At 42.5% G+C, this 16,678-nt stretch carries 19 protein-coding genes; 13 read left to right on the forward strand and 6 right to left on the reverse strand.

Annotated features, from left to right (window positions below; all coding sequences use genetic code 11):
- Positions 1-1,266 precede the first annotated feature (1,266 nt).
- The 4 genes from IDJ75_RS19345 to porD all read left to right on the forward strand — a co-directional run bounded on the left by IDJ75_RS19345 (position 1,267) and on the right by porD (position 4,749).
- A complete protein-coding gene (locus tag IDJ75_RS19345; protein WP_191177308.1) occupies positions 1,267-2,196 on the forward strand; it encodes an outer membrane protein assembly factor BamD in 930 nt (309 codons plus the stop codon).
- A gap of 18 nt (positions 2,197-2,214) precedes the next feature.
- Complete coding sequence (locus IDJ75_RS19350) at positions 2,215-2,559, forward strand: DNA-directed RNA polymerase subunit omega (protein ID WP_067056089.1); 345 nt, start codon at positions 2,215-2,217, stop codon at positions 2,557-2,559.
- Positions 2,560-2,653: 94 nt separating this feature from the next.
- On the forward strand, positions 2,654-3,856 hold the full coding sequence (gene coaBC / locus IDJ75_RS19355) for a bifunctional phosphopantothenoylcysteine decarboxylase/phosphopantothenate--cysteine ligase CoaBC (RefSeq protein ID WP_191177309.1): 1,203 nt from the start codon (positions 2,654-2,656) through the stop codon (positions 3,854-3,856).
- On the forward strand, positions 3,853-4,749 hold the full coding sequence (porD, locus tag IDJ75_RS19360; RefSeq protein ID WP_191177310.1) for a type IX secretion system protein PorD: 897 nt from the start codon (positions 3,853-3,855) through the stop codon (positions 4,747-4,749). Before coaBC ends, porD begins: the two co-directional genes overlap by 4 nt.
- 17 nt (positions 4,750-4,766) lie before the next feature.
- On the opposite strand, the gene IDJ75_RS19365 is transcribed toward porD, so the two are convergent.
- The 3 genes from IDJ75_RS19365 to IDJ75_RS19375 form a co-directional block, all read right to left on the reverse strand.
- Positions 4,767-5,075, reverse strand: a complete 309-nt coding sequence (locus IDJ75_RS19365) for a DUF3817 domain-containing protein (protein ID WP_191177311.1) — start codon at positions 5,073-5,075, stop codon at positions 4,767-4,769.
- A 10-nt stretch (positions 5,076-5,085) separates the two neighbouring features.
- Positions 5,086-5,553, reverse strand: a complete 468-nt coding sequence (locus tag IDJ75_RS19370; protein WP_224746687.1) for a hypothetical protein — start codon at positions 5,551-5,553, stop codon at positions 5,086-5,088.
- A gap of 66 nt (positions 5,554-5,619) precedes the next feature.
- Complete coding sequence (locus IDJ75_RS19375) at positions 5,620-6,207, reverse strand: TetR/AcrR family transcriptional regulator (protein WP_191177312.1); 588 nt, start codon at positions 6,205-6,207, stop codon at positions 5,620-5,622.
- A gap of 159 nt (positions 6,208-6,366) precedes the next feature.
- Here IDJ75_RS19375 and recJ point away from each other — a divergent pair, with 159 nt between their 5' ends.
- The 4 genes from recJ (at position 6,367) to IDJ75_RS19395 (ending at position 10,998) form a co-directional block, all read left to right on the forward strand.
- Positions 6,367-8,076 (forward strand): single-stranded-DNA-specific exonuclease RecJ, encoded by a 1,710-nt coding sequence (gene recJ, locus IDJ75_RS19380; RefSeq protein ID WP_191177313.1) that lies wholly within the window; start codon positions 6,367-6,369, stop codon positions 8,074-8,076.
- Positions 8,077-8,147: 71 nt separating this feature from the next.
- Positions 8,148-8,888 (forward strand): LPS export ABC transporter ATP-binding protein, encoded by a 741-nt coding sequence (gene lptB / locus IDJ75_RS19385; RefSeq protein WP_191177314.1) that lies wholly within the window; start codon positions 8,148-8,150, stop codon positions 8,886-8,888.
- A gap of 98 nt (positions 8,889-8,986) precedes the next feature.
- Positions 8,987-10,510 (forward strand): GH3 auxin-responsive promoter family protein, encoded by a 1,524-nt coding sequence (locus IDJ75_RS19390; RefSeq protein WP_191177315.1) that lies wholly within the window; start codon positions 8,987-8,989, stop codon positions 10,508-10,510.
- An 86-nt stretch (positions 10,511-10,596) separates the two neighbouring features.
- Positions 10,597-10,998, forward strand: a complete 402-nt coding sequence (locus tag IDJ75_RS19395) for a hypothetical protein (RefSeq protein WP_191177316.1) — start codon at positions 10,597-10,599, stop codon at positions 10,996-10,998.
- A gap of 51 nt (positions 10,999-11,049) precedes the next feature.
- Here IDJ75_RS19395 and folP read toward each other — a convergent pair whose 3' ends face one another.
- Positions 11,050-11,916: a dihydropteroate synthase gene (gene folP / locus IDJ75_RS19400; RefSeq protein ID WP_317173796.1), complete on the reverse strand. Its 867-nt coding sequence runs from the start codon at positions 11,914-11,916 to the stop codon at positions 11,050-11,052.
- A gap of 167 nt (positions 11,917-12,083) precedes the next feature.
- Here folP and IDJ75_RS19405 point away from each other — a divergent pair, with 167 nt between their 5' ends.
- Genes IDJ75_RS19405 through IDJ75_RS19425 form a run of 5 tightly spaced genes read left to right on the forward strand, consistent with a single transcriptional unit; the run spans position 12,084 to position 15,622 of the window.
- Positions 12,084-12,626 (forward strand): DUF1599 domain-containing protein, encoded by a 543-nt coding sequence (locus IDJ75_RS19405; RefSeq protein WP_191177418.1) that lies wholly within the window; start codon positions 12,084-12,086, stop codon positions 12,624-12,626.
- On the forward strand, positions 12,626-13,777 hold the full coding sequence (locus IDJ75_RS19410; RefSeq protein ID WP_191177317.1) for a BT_3928 family protein: 1,152 nt from the start codon (positions 12,626-12,628) through the stop codon (positions 13,775-13,777). The genes IDJ75_RS19405 and IDJ75_RS19410 overlap by 1 nt, the downstream gene beginning before the upstream one ends.
- The gene (locus IDJ75_RS19415; RefSeq protein ID WP_191177318.1) at positions 13,777-14,289 is read left to right on the forward strand and encodes a shikimate kinase; all 513 of its coding nucleotides are present in this window, start codon (positions 13,777-13,779) and stop codon (positions 14,287-14,289) included. The genes IDJ75_RS19410 and IDJ75_RS19415 overlap by 1 nt, the downstream gene beginning before the upstream one ends.
- A 5-nt stretch (positions 14,290-14,294) precedes the next feature.
- Entirely contained in the window at positions 14,295-14,807 is a 513-nt protein-coding gene (locus IDJ75_RS19420; RefSeq protein WP_191177319.1) for a hypothetical protein, read from the forward strand.
- Positions 14,804-15,622, forward strand: a complete 819-nt coding sequence (locus tag IDJ75_RS19425; RefSeq protein ID WP_191177320.1) for a tetratricopeptide repeat protein — start codon at positions 14,804-14,806, stop codon at positions 15,620-15,622. Before IDJ75_RS19420 ends, IDJ75_RS19425 begins: the two co-directional genes overlap by 4 nt.
- A 235-nt stretch (positions 15,623-15,857) precedes the next feature.
- Here the strand turns inward: IDJ75_RS19425 and IDJ75_RS21420 are convergent, their stop codons facing one another.
- Both IDJ75_RS21420 and IDJ75_RS19435 read right to left on the reverse strand, forming a co-directional pair.
- Complete coding sequence (locus tag IDJ75_RS21420; RefSeq protein WP_317173798.1) at positions 15,858-16,052, reverse strand: GIY-YIG nuclease family protein; 195 nt, start codon at positions 16,050-16,052, stop codon at positions 15,858-15,860.
- A gap of 88 nt (positions 16,053-16,140) precedes the next feature.
- A complete protein-coding gene (locus IDJ75_RS19435) occupies positions 16,141-16,650 on the reverse strand; it encodes a phosphoribosyltransferase family protein (protein ID WP_191177321.1) in 510 nt (169 codons plus the stop codon).
- Positions 16,651-16,678: the final 28 nt, after the last annotated feature.

The following is a 16,678-nucleotide window of genomic DNA, read 5'->3' on the forward strand; positions in this document are numbered from 1 at the left end:
AAAAATATTCTCTTACATTATCCTGATGCTGTTTGAGCTTCGCTGTTAACATTCAGCTCTCCCGAAGGATCGCTGCTGTTACGCTGCATAATTTATTCTCTATCTCTTTTAAGAACTGTGTCGGTCGTCTGTCTCAGACTTCCTATATGTTATTGCATTTTACAATGCTTAACTCTTCAATTTCATAACTAAGAATCGCTCTTAGTTTGTTAACGTTATTTTCGAAATCGTTTCCGATTTTTTCTCCCTCGTTTTGGGATTGCAAAGGTAGAAACCTTTTCTGAATTTGCAAACTTTATTTTTTTATTTTTTCAAGTCGCTTTTTCAATTAACAACCGCTATTTCGTTTCCTCTTTAGCGGGCTGCAAAGGTAGTAACCTTTGTTGATTTTGCAAACTTTATTTTTTTATATTTTAAAGCTGCCTTTTCAATGTACAACCGCAATTTTGTTTCCTCTTTTGCGGGCTGCAAAGGTAGTAACCTTTGTTGATTTTGCAAACTTTATTTTCAAATAAATGTTGTGCTATACTTTCAGAGAACGCCCCGCTATTTCGTTTGCGGGCTGCAAAGGTACGTACAAATTTTACTTGCGCAAATGGTTTGATTGTTTTATTGATAGTGTAATTGTAACACACAGTAAATGAGGGTGAAAAAATCGCATTTAATTTGATCAAGCTGCTTGAATTACGGCTTTAGAGCGTATTTGAGTGGTTTATTATATGAAAGTTTTTTTGATTGGTTTTTGTGTTGGATTGGTGTGCCGGGCTTATGCTTGTTTTGGGCTATGGTGGTAGGTATCTCAGAAAATCTATTAAAGTTTATCCAGTATCTATAATGCATTAAGGATTGCAGCGGATACCGGCATTAAGCGGAAAGTCTGGGCGAAGGCAACGCCTATATATACTATAATAACATAAGGCGCACTTTTAGCAGCTAACCTTATAAAACTCCACCTTATATACTATATATGAATATATGCACCCCGCTCCTCCAAACTATCCAGATAACACTATCTACTTATACTATATAATAATGACTGTTGTGTATAAAAGCAACGGCATAAATAAATGGACGGTTATGCGTATACATATAATATATAAACAGCAAGCATAACTATATTATACAAGCACCACACTACCCGGCAGCCAACAACGTTAAAAGATGTTAAATACGTACACACTATATATATAATGCGGAATCGGCATCATATATTCGTCCACTAAATAAATAATTGACTGATTTATAATATTCAACTATCTTTGCAAAATGTTTAAAAAACAACTACTCATATTTTCGGGCGTAATGTTTATGCTAATTATTACGCTTGGCAGTTGTAAAAGCAAATACGATAAGCTAAAAGCGAGTAACGATAACGCTAAAAAATACCAGGAGGCTGTTAAGTACTATAATAAAAAGGACTATACCAAAGCTTTGGGTTTGTTTGAAGACCTGGTGCCGCGTTACCGTGGCCGCGATGAAGCGCAGGATCTTTTTTATTACTATGCTTATACCAACTACAGGCTTAAGGATTATACGTCGGCAAGGTTTCACTTTAAAACTTTTGCTGATACTTACCCATCGAGCCCAAGAGCTGAGGAATGCCGCTTTATTGCTGCTTACTGCTTTTACCTTGATTCGCCTATTTACTCGTTAGATCAGGAGAACACCACTAAGGCGATAGAATCATTACAGTTGTTTATTAACCTTTACCCTAAGAGCGACCGTGTTACTGAGGCAAGCAAACTGATACAGAACCTGCGTGATAAACTGGAACAAAAATCATACGCCGATTCAAAACTGTATTTAACAATAGGCGATTACCAATCGGCAGTTATTGCATTTGGCAACACCCTGCGCGATTACCCGGACACTAAGTACGCTGAAGAAATAGAACTTTTAACGATACAGGCACAATACGAGTTTGCTAAAATAAGCTACGAACGTAAGCAACCTGAACGTTTTGGACAAGCCATAAGTTTTGCCGATGAGTTTATAGAGAAGTACCCGCAAAGCAAATTCCTGAAAGAGGCAAACGATTATAAAAAGAGCAGCCAACAGGGAATTGAACGCGCAAATAAAGTATTGGCTGAAGCCAGCGCAAACATGAAACTTGCCCAAAAACTTGCTAAAAAGGACACAACCAATACAGCACAACCACCGTCAATTAAAGACAGGAATAATCAGAAAATACCATAATTAATAATAGATAAAGACATGAACGTTAACAACCCAACTAACAAGCCAGCTGTAGCCAGCAGCACAGTTACCCGTGACCTGCGTGAACTGGATGTGAAAACCGACAATATATATGAGTCGTTGGTAATTATGTCAAAAAGGGCAAACCAGATATCAAACAATATAAAAGAAGAGCTGCACCAAAAACTTTCTGAATTTGCATCAGCAAATGATAACCTGGAAGAGGTTTTTGAAAACCGCGAGCAGATTGAGATATCTAAATACTACGAAAAATTACCTAAACCTACTTTGGTAGCTGTACAGGAATTTTTAGATAACAAGATCTATTACCGCAACCCGGCTAAAGAAGCAAGGGAACTGTAAGCGCTGCGCTTAATTCAAAATATTAAAGTCAAAATTCAAAAGTCTGGTGTTATCCGCTTTTGAATTTTGACTTTTTATTTTTTACTTTAACACGATGCTGGAGAATAAAAAGATAATTTTAGGTGTTTGCGGAAGTATAGCAGCGTATAAATCTGCCACATTGGTACGTTTATTAGTTAAGGCCGGTGCAGATGTACAGGTGGTGATGACACCCGATGCTACCAATTTTATTACTCCGCTCACCCTTTCTACACTATCAAAAAGACCTGTATACTCCGAGTATTTTAAACCCGAAACCGGCGAATGGAACAACCACGTTGAGCTTGGCCTTTGGGCCGATGCCGTAATTATTGCGCCGGCAAGCGCCAACACCATGGCTAAAATGGCTGGAGGATTGGTTGATAACCTGCTTACTGCTGTGTACCTATCGGCAAAATGCCCGGTATATTTTGCACCGGCTATGGACCTGGATATGTGGAAGCACGAAACCACGCAGCATAACATCGCCGCCCTGCAATCTTTCGAAAACATTTTGATCCCTCCGGGGAATGGTGAGCTGGCCAGTGGTTTGCATGGCGAAGGCCGAATGGCTGAGCCGGAAGAAATAGTGGCCTTTTTGACCAATGATATTAAAAAGAAGCTACCCTTATTTGGCCAGAACATGCTGGTTACTGCAGGCCCTACCTATGAGGCTATTGACCCGGTGCGTTTTATTGGTAACCATTCCTCGGGCAAAATGGGCTTCGCTTTGGCTGATGAACTTTCTTCGCTTGGGGCTGATGTTACTTTAATTGCCGGGCCAACCGCGCAACGAAGTATATTTAAAAGCATAAAACGAATTGATGTGGTAAGCGCTGCAGATATGCTGAACGCCTGCCTGGCCAATTTTGATAAAGCCGATGCCTGCGTGATGTGTGCTGCCGTAGCCGATTATACGCCGGTTACTGTAGCATCTCAAAAAATAAAGAAGCATGTGGATGGCCTGAGTATCGAGTTGAAGAAAACCACCGATATATTAAAGACCCTTGGCCAGCAAAAACGCACAGGGCAGCTACTGGTTGGTTTTGCTTTAGAAACCGAAAACGAAGAACAATACGCGATTGATAAGCTTAAAAAGAAAAACCTTGATCTAATTGTGTTAAATTCGTTAAACGATGCCGGCGCCGGTTTTAAAAACGATACCAATAAGGTAACTTTGATTGACCGTAACTTACATAAAACCACCTTTGAATTAAAGAACAAAACTGAGGTGGCGCGTGATATTTGCCTTAGGGTTATTGAACTGCTAAAAAAATGAAGAGATACCTAACCTTTGCCGTGTTATTTTTTACCTGCATAGCCACACAGGCACAGGATTTAAATGCACGTGTAAAAGTGGTAGCGCCCAAAATACAGGTAACCAACAAGCGCGCCCTGCAAACGTTGGAAACAGCCATGAAGGATTTTTTGAACGGCCGCAAATGGAGCGCTGACGATATTGCCCCCAACGAACGTATAGATTGCAACTTTGTACTCAACATTACCGCATGGGATGGCAGCAGTAACTTTAGCGGCGAACTGCAGGTTCAGTCGTCACGCCCGGTGTATAACTCTACTTACAGTACTACCCTGCTTAATATTAACGATAAGGACTTTGATTTTACCTACAGCGAAGGCCAAACCATCGACTACAGCGATCAGAATTTTCAGAGTAATCTAAGTTCGGTAATGGCGTTTTACGCTTATATTATTGTAGGGATGGATTATGATTCATTCTCTAAGTATGGCGGCACGCAATATTTCCTGAACGCACAAACCATCTCTATAAACGCGCAAACCACCTCTTTTAAAGGCTGGAAAGCCTTTGATAACAACCTTAACCGTTATTGGCTTGTAGAGAACCTGAACAATAAGATCTACAATAACCTGCGCGAGTTTATATACAACTATCACCGCAACGGGCTCGATATTATGGCCGACAATCCTGCCAAAGGCCGCAAATACATCAGCAGCATACTGCCGGTACTGAACCAGGTGGACCGTAAACGATTAGGATCGTACTTCCCGCTGGCGTTTTTTACGGCAAAGAATAATGAGTTGGTTTCCATCTTCAGCAATGCCTCTCCGCAGGATAAAATAGCAGCTATGAACATCCTCTCGCTGGCCGACCCTGCAAATGGTGGTAAATACCAGGCGTTGAAAGGAAAATAAGTTCAACGTCAGCTCAATCAAACTGCCGCCGTGTTTCTCAGTATTTTCCGGTCGATATAAAAAGTGCCGAAAGGGATGATGCAGGCCAGTAGTACTTTCGATGTAGTTTTGAACTGCCACTTTTGCTCTACCCCTACGCTTACTGTATTCACAATAAACAACAGGAACAATGCGCCATGTACCGGCCCCATGGCTTTTACCATGGTTGGATCATGCCCGATATACTTAAAAGGCACAGCTATAAAGATCAATACCAATAACGAGATCCCTTCTAAAAAACCAATAATGCGCAGGCGGCCAATGTTTGTGGAAAGTAGTTGTTTCATAAAGTAAAAATTAAAAAGATCGTAAATAAGGGCGTTGCGCCAACGGCGAAAACGGCCACGGGATAGCAATAAGTATCACCAGCAGCGCAACGACGAACCAGACCAGCATGGTTTTGAATTTATCGCTATCAATTGCTTTGCGTTTGGCCATTGCAGAACCGATGGTAATGATAACAATAGCCGATACCATCAGCAGCAAATGCAGCACACCAAAAAAGAAGGGTTGGGTTAACTGGCCATTATCGCCGGTTGCCTGAAGGGAGAACCTTGCATTGGGGCTTTGCGTGTACAGTACAATGCCCAGCATTAACTGGATATGCGCGGTTGTTGCTGTCCAGTGCCGTAAGGAATTATCGCTTTTTGTAAAAGTTAGTTTTTGGGCATACCCTGTATAAGATCGATAAATGGAATAAAGCAATGTACCCAGCACCGCCCATCTAACTATCGAATGAAAAAATACCAGCGTGTTTAACATCATTATAAAATATTAAGCTACAAATATATTAAAACATACCAATTAGTATGTTAAAATACAAAAAATATATCAGCCTAATTGCTTTAAGTAATTTTTAAGCTCCTGCAGGTAAATATTATAGCAAGCTGAGCCCATAGCCTTACCCATATTACGAATACCGCTATAGCCGGCAACCACAAAACAAGCCACGTATTCTGCATTTACATCGGCCCTGATCTCTCCGGAAATTTTACCCTGGTTAACGCTTTTTTTTATCGCGTCCTGCCACTGGTCGGTAAGTTTTAAAAGAGCATGTTTAAAATCCTCGTTCAGAGGCGACATCTCTTCTATTAAATTTACCGCGGGGCAACCATATTTTGCCCTCAGGAATGGCACCTTCAATAATACTACCCGCATCATTTCGTGTATATCATTAATGGGGCTTTTTGCATTCAACAGGGGCGTTACCAAACTGGCATACATACCGGGGAAGATGATTTCGTTGATCATGGCCAACCCCATCTCGTCTTTATTTTTAAAGTGATAAAAAAACGCGCCCTTGGTAACCTGTGTTGTGGCCAAAATGTTATCAATACTCGTAGCCTGGTATCCCTGCTTGTAAATAAGCTCGAAGGACTTGGTCAGGATCATGGTACGTGTATTGGCAGCTTTAGACATGCTTTTAAATACTAATTAGTATGTAATACAAACATACTGGTTACTTAAATAGCTTCCTAATTTATTTTTCATATAGGCCATTCTATTAAAATTTAAACCTTGCCTCTGCGTTTTATCAACCATTAGCTATCTTTACTCTTTTTAAGCGAAAAACTATTTATGACTAAACGGTGGGTACTAAAAGATGCGGCAGATACAGTAAAGGTACAGGAACTGGCTGCGGCTCTTAACATCAATTCCGTTTTATCAACCCTACTGGTTCGCCGGGGCATTAATACCTTTGATGAAGCTAAATACTTCTTTCGCCCAAGTCACCTGCACCTGCACGATCCTTTCCTGATGCAGGATATGGAGAAAGCCATTACGCGTATTGAAAATGCCATTGCCAACCATGAAAAGATATTGATTTATGGTGATTATGATGTGGACGGCACCACGGCGGTAGCACTGGTTTATAGCTTTTTCAACAAGCTTTATAAAAATATTGAATATTATATCCCCGACAGGTACAAAGAGGGATACGGAATCTCCACTATAGGTATTGATTACGCGAAGGAAAATAACTTCTCGCTTATTATTTCGCTGGATTGCGGTATAAAATCAGTCGATAAGATAGCATACGCTAATACTTTGGGTGTCGACTTTATCATCTGCGACCACCATTTGCCCGGAGAAGAATTACCTGCAGCTATAGCAGTACTCGATCCCAAACGTACCGATTGCGCTTATCCCTATAAAGAACTTTCGGGCTGTGGAATTGGTTTAAAGCTAATCCAGGCCTGGTCAGAAAAACACGACCTGCCCTTTGAAGGCGTAGCAGAATACTTTGATCTGGCAGCCATCAGCATAGCCTGCGATATTGTACATATCACCGGCGAAAACCGCGTGCTGGCACATCTTGGGCTTCAAAAGATAAATGAAAACCCGTGTATAGGTGTTAAAACCCTTATGCAAGTTGCCGGAAGGACAGGTACTTATACCATAAGCGATGTCGTATTTTCATTAGGGCCGCGTATTAACGCTGCCGGCCGTATTGATGATGCCAAACACGCTGTTGAACTTTTAATAGCCTGCCATGAAGATGCTGCCAAAGAAAAAGGCGACATGATCAACATTCGCAATACCGAACGCAAAGGCCACGACCTGCAAATTACCGATGAGGCTTTGGGCATGATAGATAACGACGAGGTGTTGGTAGCCCGTAAATCAACCGTGGTGTTTAATGAAAATTGGCACAAAGGGGTTATCGGCATTGTAGCATCGCGCCTTACCGAAAAATATTATCGCCCAACCGTAGTGCTAACCCGCTCAAACGGGCATGTGGCAGGTTCGGCACGTTCTGTTTTGGGGTACGATCTTTACGAGGCGCTATGTGGCTGCAGCGATCTGCTGATACAATTTGGCGGACATAAATACGCCGCCGGTTTAACTATGGAACCGGAAAATGTACCCGCCTTTATCCAAAAATTTGAAGAGGTGGTTAGCGCCACTATTACCGAAGAGCAACTGATACAACAGGTGAGTATTGATGCCGAGATAGAATTAAAGGATATCGACTCTAAATTTTTCAGGATATTGAGCCAGTTTGCCCCTTTTGGGCCTGAGAACATGTCGCCGGTATTCCTCAGCAAAAATGTGTATGTTAGCGGTAATGCCGGTTTGGTGGGTGGCAACCATGTTAAAATGTTTATAATGCAACCGGGCTCGGCAGCGTTTAGTTGCATAGCCTTTAACCAGGCCGAACTATTGCCACAATTAAAACCGGGCGTACCATTTAACGTTTGTTATACCATTGAAGAGAACATATGGCGCGAACAGCGTACCATACAATTAAATATAAAAGCAATTAGATTGGAGAATGGTGATTAGTGAATAGTAAATCGTTCCCCCGAGCGTCATTGCGAGGAACGAAGCAATCTCCGACCATACAATTATAAACTATGATCCTCAGGGCAGAAAATTTAGTAAAAAAATATAAGCAGCGTACAGTTGTAAATGATGTAACGTTCAATGTGGCGCAGGGCGAAATTGTGGGCTTGCTTGGGCCGAATGGTGCCGGTAAAACCACATCCTTCTACATGATTGTGGGCTTGATAAAACCCAACGAGGGCAAAATATTTTTAGAGGACGAGGATATAACCGGCGACCCGATGTACCGCCGCGCTCAAAAGGGCATCGGCTACCTGGCGCAGGAAGCATCGGTTTTCCGGAAGCTTTCTGTAGAAGACAATATAAAGGCTGTACTTGAAATGGGTAAGATGCCCAAGGATAAGCAACAGGATAAACTGGAAGAACTGATAGACGAGTTTAGTTTACACAAAGTACGCCGTAATCGTGGCGACCTGCTATCCGGTGGTGAACGCCGCCGCACCGAGATTGCACGCGCCCTTGCTGCCGAACCTAATTTTATTCTGTTGGATGAACCCTTTGCCGGGGTTGACCCGATTGCGGTTGAGGAGATCCAGGCGATGGTTGCCAAATTAAGGCACCGTAACATTGGCATCCTCATTACTGACCACAATGTGCAGGAAACCTTATCTATTACCGATCGCGCTTACCTGCTTTTTGAAGGTAAGATCCTGGAATCGGGCGTACCCGAGGTGCTGGCCGAGAACGAAATGGTACGTAAGGTTTACCTTGGAGCCAACTTTGTATTGAAAAGAAAAACATTCCCGCAATAATTATATATTTGATAATCAATACGTTCAAAATATTAACAGTGTTCACGGCAGTGAACGTGAACACTATAAACCATCAGAAATAACTATAAGCCTAACGTATGACCATATTTAACTCTGTATTTACCTGGTTTATGAAAAAGCGTATCCACCAGATAGAGCTTTTTATGAAATACCCCAACGAGGTACAGGAGGAATGGTTTGAGCAATTGGTTGCCGGCGCTGAAAATACCGAATGGGGCAAATTATACGGTTACAAAAGCATCGAGAACCTTGCCCAGTTTAAAGAGCGGGTACCTATCCAAAATTATGATACGTTAAAACCCTACATCGAGCGCATGCTGAAAGGCGAGCAAAATGTGTTGTGGCCTTCAGAGATCCGCTGGTTTGCCAAATCATCCGGCACCACCAGCGACAGGAGTAAGTTTATACCAGTTAGCGAAGAATCTTTAGAGGAATGCCACTTTAAAGGCGGTAAGGATATGCTTACGCTCTACTTTAACAACAGGCCAAACGCACGCATTTTTACGGGTAAGAGCTTAACGCTTGGCGGCAGTCACCAGGTTGGGCAGTTGAATGCGGATACCTTTTTTGGTGACCTGTCTGCCGTGATCATGAAAAACCTGCCCCTTTGGGCCGAGTTTTATCGTACCCCTCATCTGGATATTGCCCTGCTGGAAAACTTTGAAGAAAAAATTGAGAAGATGGCCTATGCCACCAAGGATGTAAACGTAACCAGCATTAGCGGTGTACCCACCTGGAACATCCTGCTCTTTAAACGCATCCTGGAAATAACTGGCAAAAAAAACCTGCTGGAAGTATGGCCAAACCTCGAGCTTTACTTCCACGGAGCGGTAAACTTTACCCCCTATCGTGAGCAGTTTAAAAAGCTGATCCCGAACGATGACATGTATTACCTGGAAACCTACAACGCATCCGAAGGTTTTTTTGGGATCCAGGATACAGAAGAGCCCGGCGATATGCTGTTAATGCTCGACTATGGCATCTTTTACGAATTTTTACCCTTAGAGCACCTGCACGATGAAAACCCCGAAACGCTGACGCTTGACGAGGTAGAACTGAACAAAAACTACGCGTTAATTATCACCACAAACGCAGGCCTTTGGCGTTATATGATAGGCGATACCATTCGCTTTAGTTCGCTGTCACCTTTCCGCATCCAGATAACGGGCCGTACCAAACATTTTATTAATGCCTTTGGCGAAGAATTAATCATTGACAATGCAGAACGTGCACTGGCCGAGGCTTGTTCTCAAACAGGCGCCATTATCCGTGATTATACCGCCGCTCCAATTTATTTTAGCGATAAAGAGTGCGGTGCGCATGAATGGCTGATAGAATTTGAAAAACACCCGGCAGAATTTGACCGTTTTGTTGACCTGCTGGATGAAACCTTGCGCCGGGTAAACTCCGATTACGACGCCAAACGTTTTAAAGATCTGGCGCTCCGCCGCCCGCAGGTTAGGGTTGTTGCCCAAAACACGTTCTTTAACTGGATGAAAGGCAAAGGCAAAATTGGCGGACAGCATAAGGTACCCCGCCTGGCCAATAACCGCGAGTATGTAGATTCTATTTTGAAGATGACGGAACTGATAATAAATTAGTTCACAATAACTTAACAAAAGCTTAATCCCCCCTTTTGTATCATACATACACGCATAGCCGTAATAGCTTTATTAAATTAATCGAAATGAAAAAAGCATTACTGTTTGTGGCTATAGTAGCCTGCCTTGCATCTTGTAAAAAAGATAGGAAAAAAGTTATTATTGATGACCGGGGCGTGGTTTTTGGCACCTGGGAATTAAGGGCCGTGCATGGTGGTTGGGGCCAGCCCCAAATCTTTACCAAAGGTAATGGTAACAAATTCACCTTTAAGCCCGACAGCACTTACATTAAGTACGCTGACAATGCCATTGAAAAGCAGGGTAAATTCTCTATCCGTTTTATTGGCGAAGAAAAAGGTGCAAGATACGGTACCATTACTCTGACCGATCCGGCTTATACAGATGCGTTCAGTTTCAAACTCGACACCATTGTTGTTGGCACTTCAGCTGCTGACGGCCCTACATATCAATACGTTAGGGTAAAGTAACAACATTGCAATCCTAATCGTCCCCGGATCCACCCGGGCGACGATTATTTATTATAGTGCCTCCACCCGTTTTAAAGCTTCGTATATCTTAACCGCTTCTATAGCCTCTTTTACATCATGCACACGCAAAATATTCGCGCCTTTCATCAGAGCAATGGTGTTTAGCGCGGTAGTGCCATTAAGGGCTTGGTCGGCGGTTGTACCTAATAAACCATAGATCATTTTTTTGCGTGAGATGCCGGCCAATACGGGTAATTGCAGCCGGTCGAACTCGTCCATCCTATTCATTAGCGCATAGCTATGCCCGGGCTTTTTGGCAAAGCCGAAACCAGGGTCAAGTATGATATCATGCACGCCCATTTGCTTTAGCTGATAGATCTTCTGTACAAAATAATCAAACACTTCGGCAAATACATCCTCATAATGAGCCAGTTGCTGCATCGTTTGTGGGTTGCCTTTCATGTGCATTAAAATATAGGGCACTTGTAAACGGGCAACCGTGGTAAACATATTCTCATCCAACTCGCCGCCCGAGATATCATTTATGATATGCGCACCTGCTTTTACAGCCGCTTCAGCAACTGCGGCGCGGAAGGTATCGATAGAAATAATGGCCTCCGGGTGGTTAGCAACAATTGCTTCAACTGCCGGTAGCAGCCGGTCGGTTTCTTCCTGTTCAGAGATATCCGCAGCGCCCGGGCGCGAGGAATAGGCGCCCAAATCGAGGAAAATAGCGCCCTCAATTAGCATTTTTTCGGCCTTCAAACGTACCTGTTCGACTTCTGTCACCCTACTAACAACATAAAACGAATCCGGCGTGATATTGATGATGCCCATCACTTTTGGGGTGGTCAGATCTATCAATTTACCACCGGCATTTATGGTTACCTTTTTCTGAAAAAATGTATCTTTAGCCACTTTGTTTTGTTGAAACGTTGAAAGGTTTGAAAGTTGTAAAGTTAAGTCAACTTTATGCAAATCTCAGATACATTTATGCGACACCTTTCTCAAAGGAGCAATAGGGTAATCACTCGCCCCGCAACCGCATTATAACATTACAACTTTACAACATTATAATATTATACATCTTGAGCAACACAGCAGAAGAATACGAAGCGGTAATAAATGTTTGCAAAGGGCTTTTCATAAAAAAAACCCGCGATTATGGTACAGCGTGGCGTATACTACGCATAGAATCTATCACCGACCAGATCTTTATCAAGGCCCAGCGTATCCGTACGCTTGAGGAAAAACAGGTATCAAAGGTTGGTGAAGATATTACCGGCGAATATATAGGCATTGTAAACTATTGCGTTATTGCCATGATGCAGCTGGATTGCAGCCCCGAAACCCCTACCGAGCTAAATCCCGACGATGTAGAAATGTTATTTGATGGCAAGGTTAACGAAACCAAAGAACTGATGTTTGCCAAAAACCACGATTATGGCGAGGCCTGGCGCGATATGCGTATCAGCTCGTTAACAGACCTTATACTGATGAAGTTGCTTAGGGTTAAGCAAATAGAAGATAACAAAGGCCAAACCCTGGCATCCGAAGGGGTAAAAGCCAACTACCAGGATATGCTGAATTATGCGGTGTTCGCGCTGATAAAATTGGGAGTAAAATAATGAAAAACGGTTTAGTTTGGTTTTGCAGGATAGCCGTTGGCTTATTGTTCATTTTTTCGGGACTGATAAAAGCAAACGACCCGCTTGGTTTCTCTTATAAACTGGAAGAATACTTTGAGGTTTTCCACATGACCTGGCTAAATGGCTTTGCTTTAAGCATGGCTATTATACTTTGCGCATTAGAAATGATACTGGGCTTTGCCCTGCTTATAGGCGCCCGTGCTGTAAAAGTGGTTTGGGGCTTATTGCTGCTCATTATCTTTTTTGCGTTTCTTACCTTTTACTCAGCTTTCTTTAAGGTGGTACAAACCTGCGGCTGTTTTGGTGATGCCATCCCGCTTACACCGTGGCAGTCGTTTAGTAAAGACATGGTGCTGTTACTGCTTGTACTGGTGCTGTTTGTAAACCGCAAAAGCATTAAATCGTTATCTAACACTAAAACCGGCGATAAGCTGCTTATAAGTGCAACTGTTGCCTCTGTAGGTTTCGGTCTTTATACTTACAACTTTTTACCCGTGGTTGATTTTCTTCCGTATAAAATTGGCGCAAACATCCTACAGGAGATGAAAACCCCGCCGGGCGCTGTACCGGATGAATTTGAGGTTACCTACAACCTTAAAAACAAAAAAACAAAGGCAACCAAAAACATGACCGATAAGGAATACCTAAAATCGGGCATATGGAAAGATACCAGTTGGGAAGTGCAAGGCAACCCCGAAAGCAGACTTATTAAAAAAGGTTTCGAACCCAAAATACGCGACCTGAATATACAGGATGCACAAGGCAATAATTATAACGAAGAACTGCTAAGCAGCCCGTTTTACAGTTTGGTTATTGTCGCTTACGATCTTGCACATACTAATGAAGATGCCGTTAACCGTATTAATGCGCTGGCCATTAACCTTACTCAAAACTATAATACACGCACCATATTTTTAACATCAAACGCGCCCGATCAGGCGCAGCAATTCGCTAAAGACCATAAACTGGTAAGCGAGCTGTTTTATGCCGATGGCGTACCGCTTAAAACCATGGTGCGTTCAAACCCGGGTATTATACTGTTAAAGAACGGAACCGTGGTAAACAAATGGCATTTTCACAACATGCCAAAGTATGATGACCTTGTTAAAAACTACCTGAGCAAACAATAATGGGCCTGATATTTTTAGTTGGATTTATGGGCTGCGGCAAAACCACCATGGGCCGCAAATTAGCTACTGCCTTAGGTTACGAATTTTTAGATCTTGACCACGCCTTAGAAGCACACGCCGGTATGCCTATCCCCGAGTATTTCGCAGCCCATGGCGAGGATGAATTTCGCAAGCTGGAATCGAGTATATTAAAAGACACAGCTTATCCCGAAAACGCGATTGTATCTACAGGCGGCGGGCTGCCATGTTTTTTTGATAATATGGATTGGATGAACGCGCATGGCCAATCCGTTTATATGAAACTTACGCCTAAAGCATTGGCATCCCGCTTAGAGCATGCCAAAACGCCCCGCCCGGTTTTGCAAGGGAAAAAAGGGGATGAACTGGTTGCATTTATAGAAAACAAACTTGCTGAACGTGAGCCCTTTTACAGCCAGGCATCAGTAACTGCCGAAAGCTTTGTGGACCTTACGCCAGAGAACATCCTTCGGCTGCTTAACCTCCAACAATAAGCCATATGAAATTTGCCGGGAGCCTATTATTTGTCATGCTGCTTCTGGGCAATTTTTTAAAAGCGCAGGATATTACCAAAGCAAATAGCTACCCCGAACAAGTTGGCGAAATTGTATTCAACCCAAAAACAGATAAAGCCAATTTCGAGCTTTGCGATAATGGCTGGACTTACGAATACTACGGCCCGGGCACTACTTATAAGGGAGGTGCAAAAGCTCTTAAGTCGTACCTGCTAACACACTACAGGTACAAACCCGCTTATAAAAATATTACAGGCTACGTAACCATACGTTTCCTGGTAAGCTGCAAAGCACAAACAGACCGCTTCCGGGTATTTCAGCTTGATGACAATTATCAAAAAACAAACTTTGATGCAGGCTTTATAACACATTTAACTACGCTTTGCAAATCGTTAGATAAATGGGTGGCGGGTAGCTTTAATGGCAAACCGGTTAACACCTATTACTACATTAATTTTAAGATGCTTAACGGCAGGATAAAGGAGATAACGCCATGAGGTGCCTGATCCTGATATTTCTCTGCTGTTTACCCTCCATCGTAAAGGCGCAAACCAATTGCGACCTGTATAAAGACCGGGCGCATAAAACCGCTTGCCAACTTTACTGGAAGGCCATAGAATATAATCAGGGATCAAACAAATCGCAGGAATTGTTTCAGCAGTCTTTACAAGCATGCCCAACTTTCGGGCCTTCGCTGCATGAAATGTCGGTGCCGTATTTAAAGCGTGGCGATTTTTACAACTGGAAACAACTGATGGATCGCGCCGTAAAAGCCGACCCTATATGGCTGAGCGACCGCGGCTGGTGTTTATTTAAGTTCCTGCATGATTACAAAAATTCTTTTAACGACCTAAAACGACTATACGATATTAACAAAGGCCAGCCGGGCTACTCGGGCGATGGGGATTACGATCTGCGTATTGTAATGGCCCTTAACCAACGGCAAATGGGGAATTATAGCACAGCTTTAGCTTATTTTAAAGAGTGTATTACCGATAACGAAAAAAAGAATGGTGTGGGTTTATTTGATTACCTGCATCTGGGTGTAACCCGTATGATGGTTAAAGATTACAAAGGAGCAATTACCGACCTGGACCGCGAAACCAAAAAATATGAAAAACTGGCAGATACCTATTACTATTTAGGCTTATGCTATAAAAAGCTGGGGCAACGTAAAAACGCTTTTAACAGCTTCACCAAAGCATATTCACTGTTCACCAAAACAGGCTATCATCGTAACGATCCATATTGCGAGGAGCCGGACAAGGTATACTTAAGTGATATTGAAAATGAGTTAAAGACGTTTAAATAGCTATTGGGTATACATCATAATTAATATGTCATTGCGAGCGATAGCGTGGGCAACCGACCGTAGGGAGCTCATTAATGCCTTGAAGTAAAATTAAATTTATTAATAATCTCAGCATATCCAAGCGCAAGATGCTAATCATACCAGCCAAGGCTTAAATCATTCCATTCAGGATTTTCAAAAACAATTAACTCTATCTTCTTTTTTCTTGATCCCGCTTTGATTTGTTTTTCGCGTGCTATGGCATCTTGCATCCATTGAAAGTCTTCGTAATAAACAAGTTTGCCACATTGTGGTACCTTGCTGAGAAAACTTTATTTGTTGTTTCTTTGTGCTTAAGTACACGACCTGCTAAATTACTGGTAACGCCAGTATAAAGTACGTTGTTAAAATCATTCGTAATTATGTAAACGTAATACTGGTAGATTTTAATCTATCCATTTATTAGCAAATCGTTTACCTGTCCTATGAGATTGCCACGCTACGCTCGCAATGACATGGGGTTAATTTAATAATCAATTCTATCTCAAATAAACCGCGTCTTCCTGCCCGGCTACATCCAGCACAACGTCAACGTGTTCTTTAATAACGGTTGACAGGGCTATACCGGCATAATCTGTAGTTACCGGGAAGTTCTTGTGGTTGCGGTCTATCAGTACAACGGTGCGCAGTTTTTTCAAAGGCACATCCAAAAACACACCGAAACCGTAGGCAAGGGTTTTGCCGCTGTTCAGCACATCGTCTACCAAAACAATTACTTTGTTGCTGCAATCCTGCACATCAAAATCTATTTTGGCGTGCAGCTGGCTGCTTTGCTTATCAAGCTCAATGGTTAATAAGCGGCTGGTGAACGGTGCAATTTTATCTAAGATGGTCTTTAACCTTTCGGCTACATGGTTGCCACGTGGCAGGATGCCAGCTATCAGGATCTCCTTCTCGTCAAAATTATCCTCCAATATCTGGTAAGCAATACGATCAATCTTTTGCTGTATTTGCTGCTGGTTTAATATCAGGATCTTTTTATCAGGCATGGCATCAGGGATATTTATACACCAAATA

The sequence above is a fragment of the Mucilaginibacter rigui genome (assembly GCF_014773275.1).
GTDB classification, from domain to species: domain Bacteria; phylum Bacteroidota; class Bacteroidia; order Sphingobacteriales; family Sphingobacteriaceae; genus Mucilaginibacter; species Mucilaginibacter rigui_A.

Excerpts from the sequence above, each read along its gene's own strand:
- IDJ75_RS19395 (WP_191177316.1), top strand. The coding sequence starts at position 10,597 with ATGAAAAAAGCATTACTGTTTGTGGCTATAGTAGCCTGCCTTGCATCT.
- lptB (WP_191177314.1), top strand. The coding sequence starts at position 8,148 with ATGATCCTCAGGGCAGAAAATTTAGTAAAAAAATATAAGCAGCGTACA.
- IDJ75_RS19370 (WP_224746687.1), bottom strand. The coding sequence starts at position 5,553 with ATGATGTTAAACACGCTGGTATTTTTTCATTCGATAGTTAGATGGGCG.
- porD (WP_191177310.1), top strand. The coding sequence starts at position 3,853 with ATGAAGAGATACCTAACCTTTGCCGTGTTATTTTTTACCTGCATAGCC.
- IDJ75_RS19350 (WP_067056089.1), top strand. The coding sequence starts at position 2,215 with ATGAACGTTAACAACCCAACTAACAAGCCAGCTGTAGCCAGCAGCACA.
- coaBC (WP_191177309.1), top strand. The coding sequence starts at position 2,654 with ATGCTGGAGAATAAAAAGATAATTTTAGGTGTTTGCGGAAGTATAGCA.
- IDJ75_RS19410 (WP_191177317.1), top strand. The coding sequence starts at position 12,626 with ATGAAAAACGGTTTAGTTTGGTTTTGCAGGATAGCCGTTGGCTTATTG.
- IDJ75_RS19435 (WP_191177321.1), bottom strand. The coding sequence starts at position 16,650 with ATGCCTGATAAAAAGATCCTGATATTAAACCAGCAGCAAATACAGCAA.
- IDJ75_RS19390 (WP_191177315.1), top strand. The coding sequence starts at position 8,987 with ATGACCATATTTAACTCTGTATTTACCTGGTTTATGAAAAAGCGTATC.
- IDJ75_RS19415 (WP_191177318.1), top strand. The coding sequence starts at position 13,777 with ATGGGCCTGATATTTTTAGTTGGATTTATGGGCTGCGGCAAAACCACC.
- IDJ75_RS19345 (WP_191177308.1), top strand. The coding sequence starts at position 1,267 with ATGTTTAAAAAACAACTACTCATATTTTCGGGCGTAATGTTTATGCTA.
- IDJ75_RS19375 (WP_191177312.1), bottom strand. The coding sequence starts at position 6,207 with ATGTCTAAAGCTGCCAATACACGTACCATGATCCTGACCAAGTCCTTC.
- IDJ75_RS19425 (WP_191177320.1), top strand. The coding sequence starts at position 14,804 with ATGAGGTGCCTGATCCTGATATTTCTCTGCTGTTTACCCTCCATCGTA.
- recJ (WP_191177313.1), top strand. The coding sequence starts at position 6,367 with ATGACTAAACGGTGGGTACTAAAAGATGCGGCAGATACAGTAAAGGTA.
- IDJ75_RS19420 (WP_191177319.1), top strand. The coding sequence starts at position 14,295 with ATGAAATTTGCCGGGAGCCTATTATTTGTCATGCTGCTTCTGGGCAAT.
- IDJ75_RS19365 (WP_191177311.1), bottom strand. The coding sequence starts at position 5,075 with ATGAAACAACTACTTTCCACAAACATTGGCCGCCTGCGCATTATTGGT.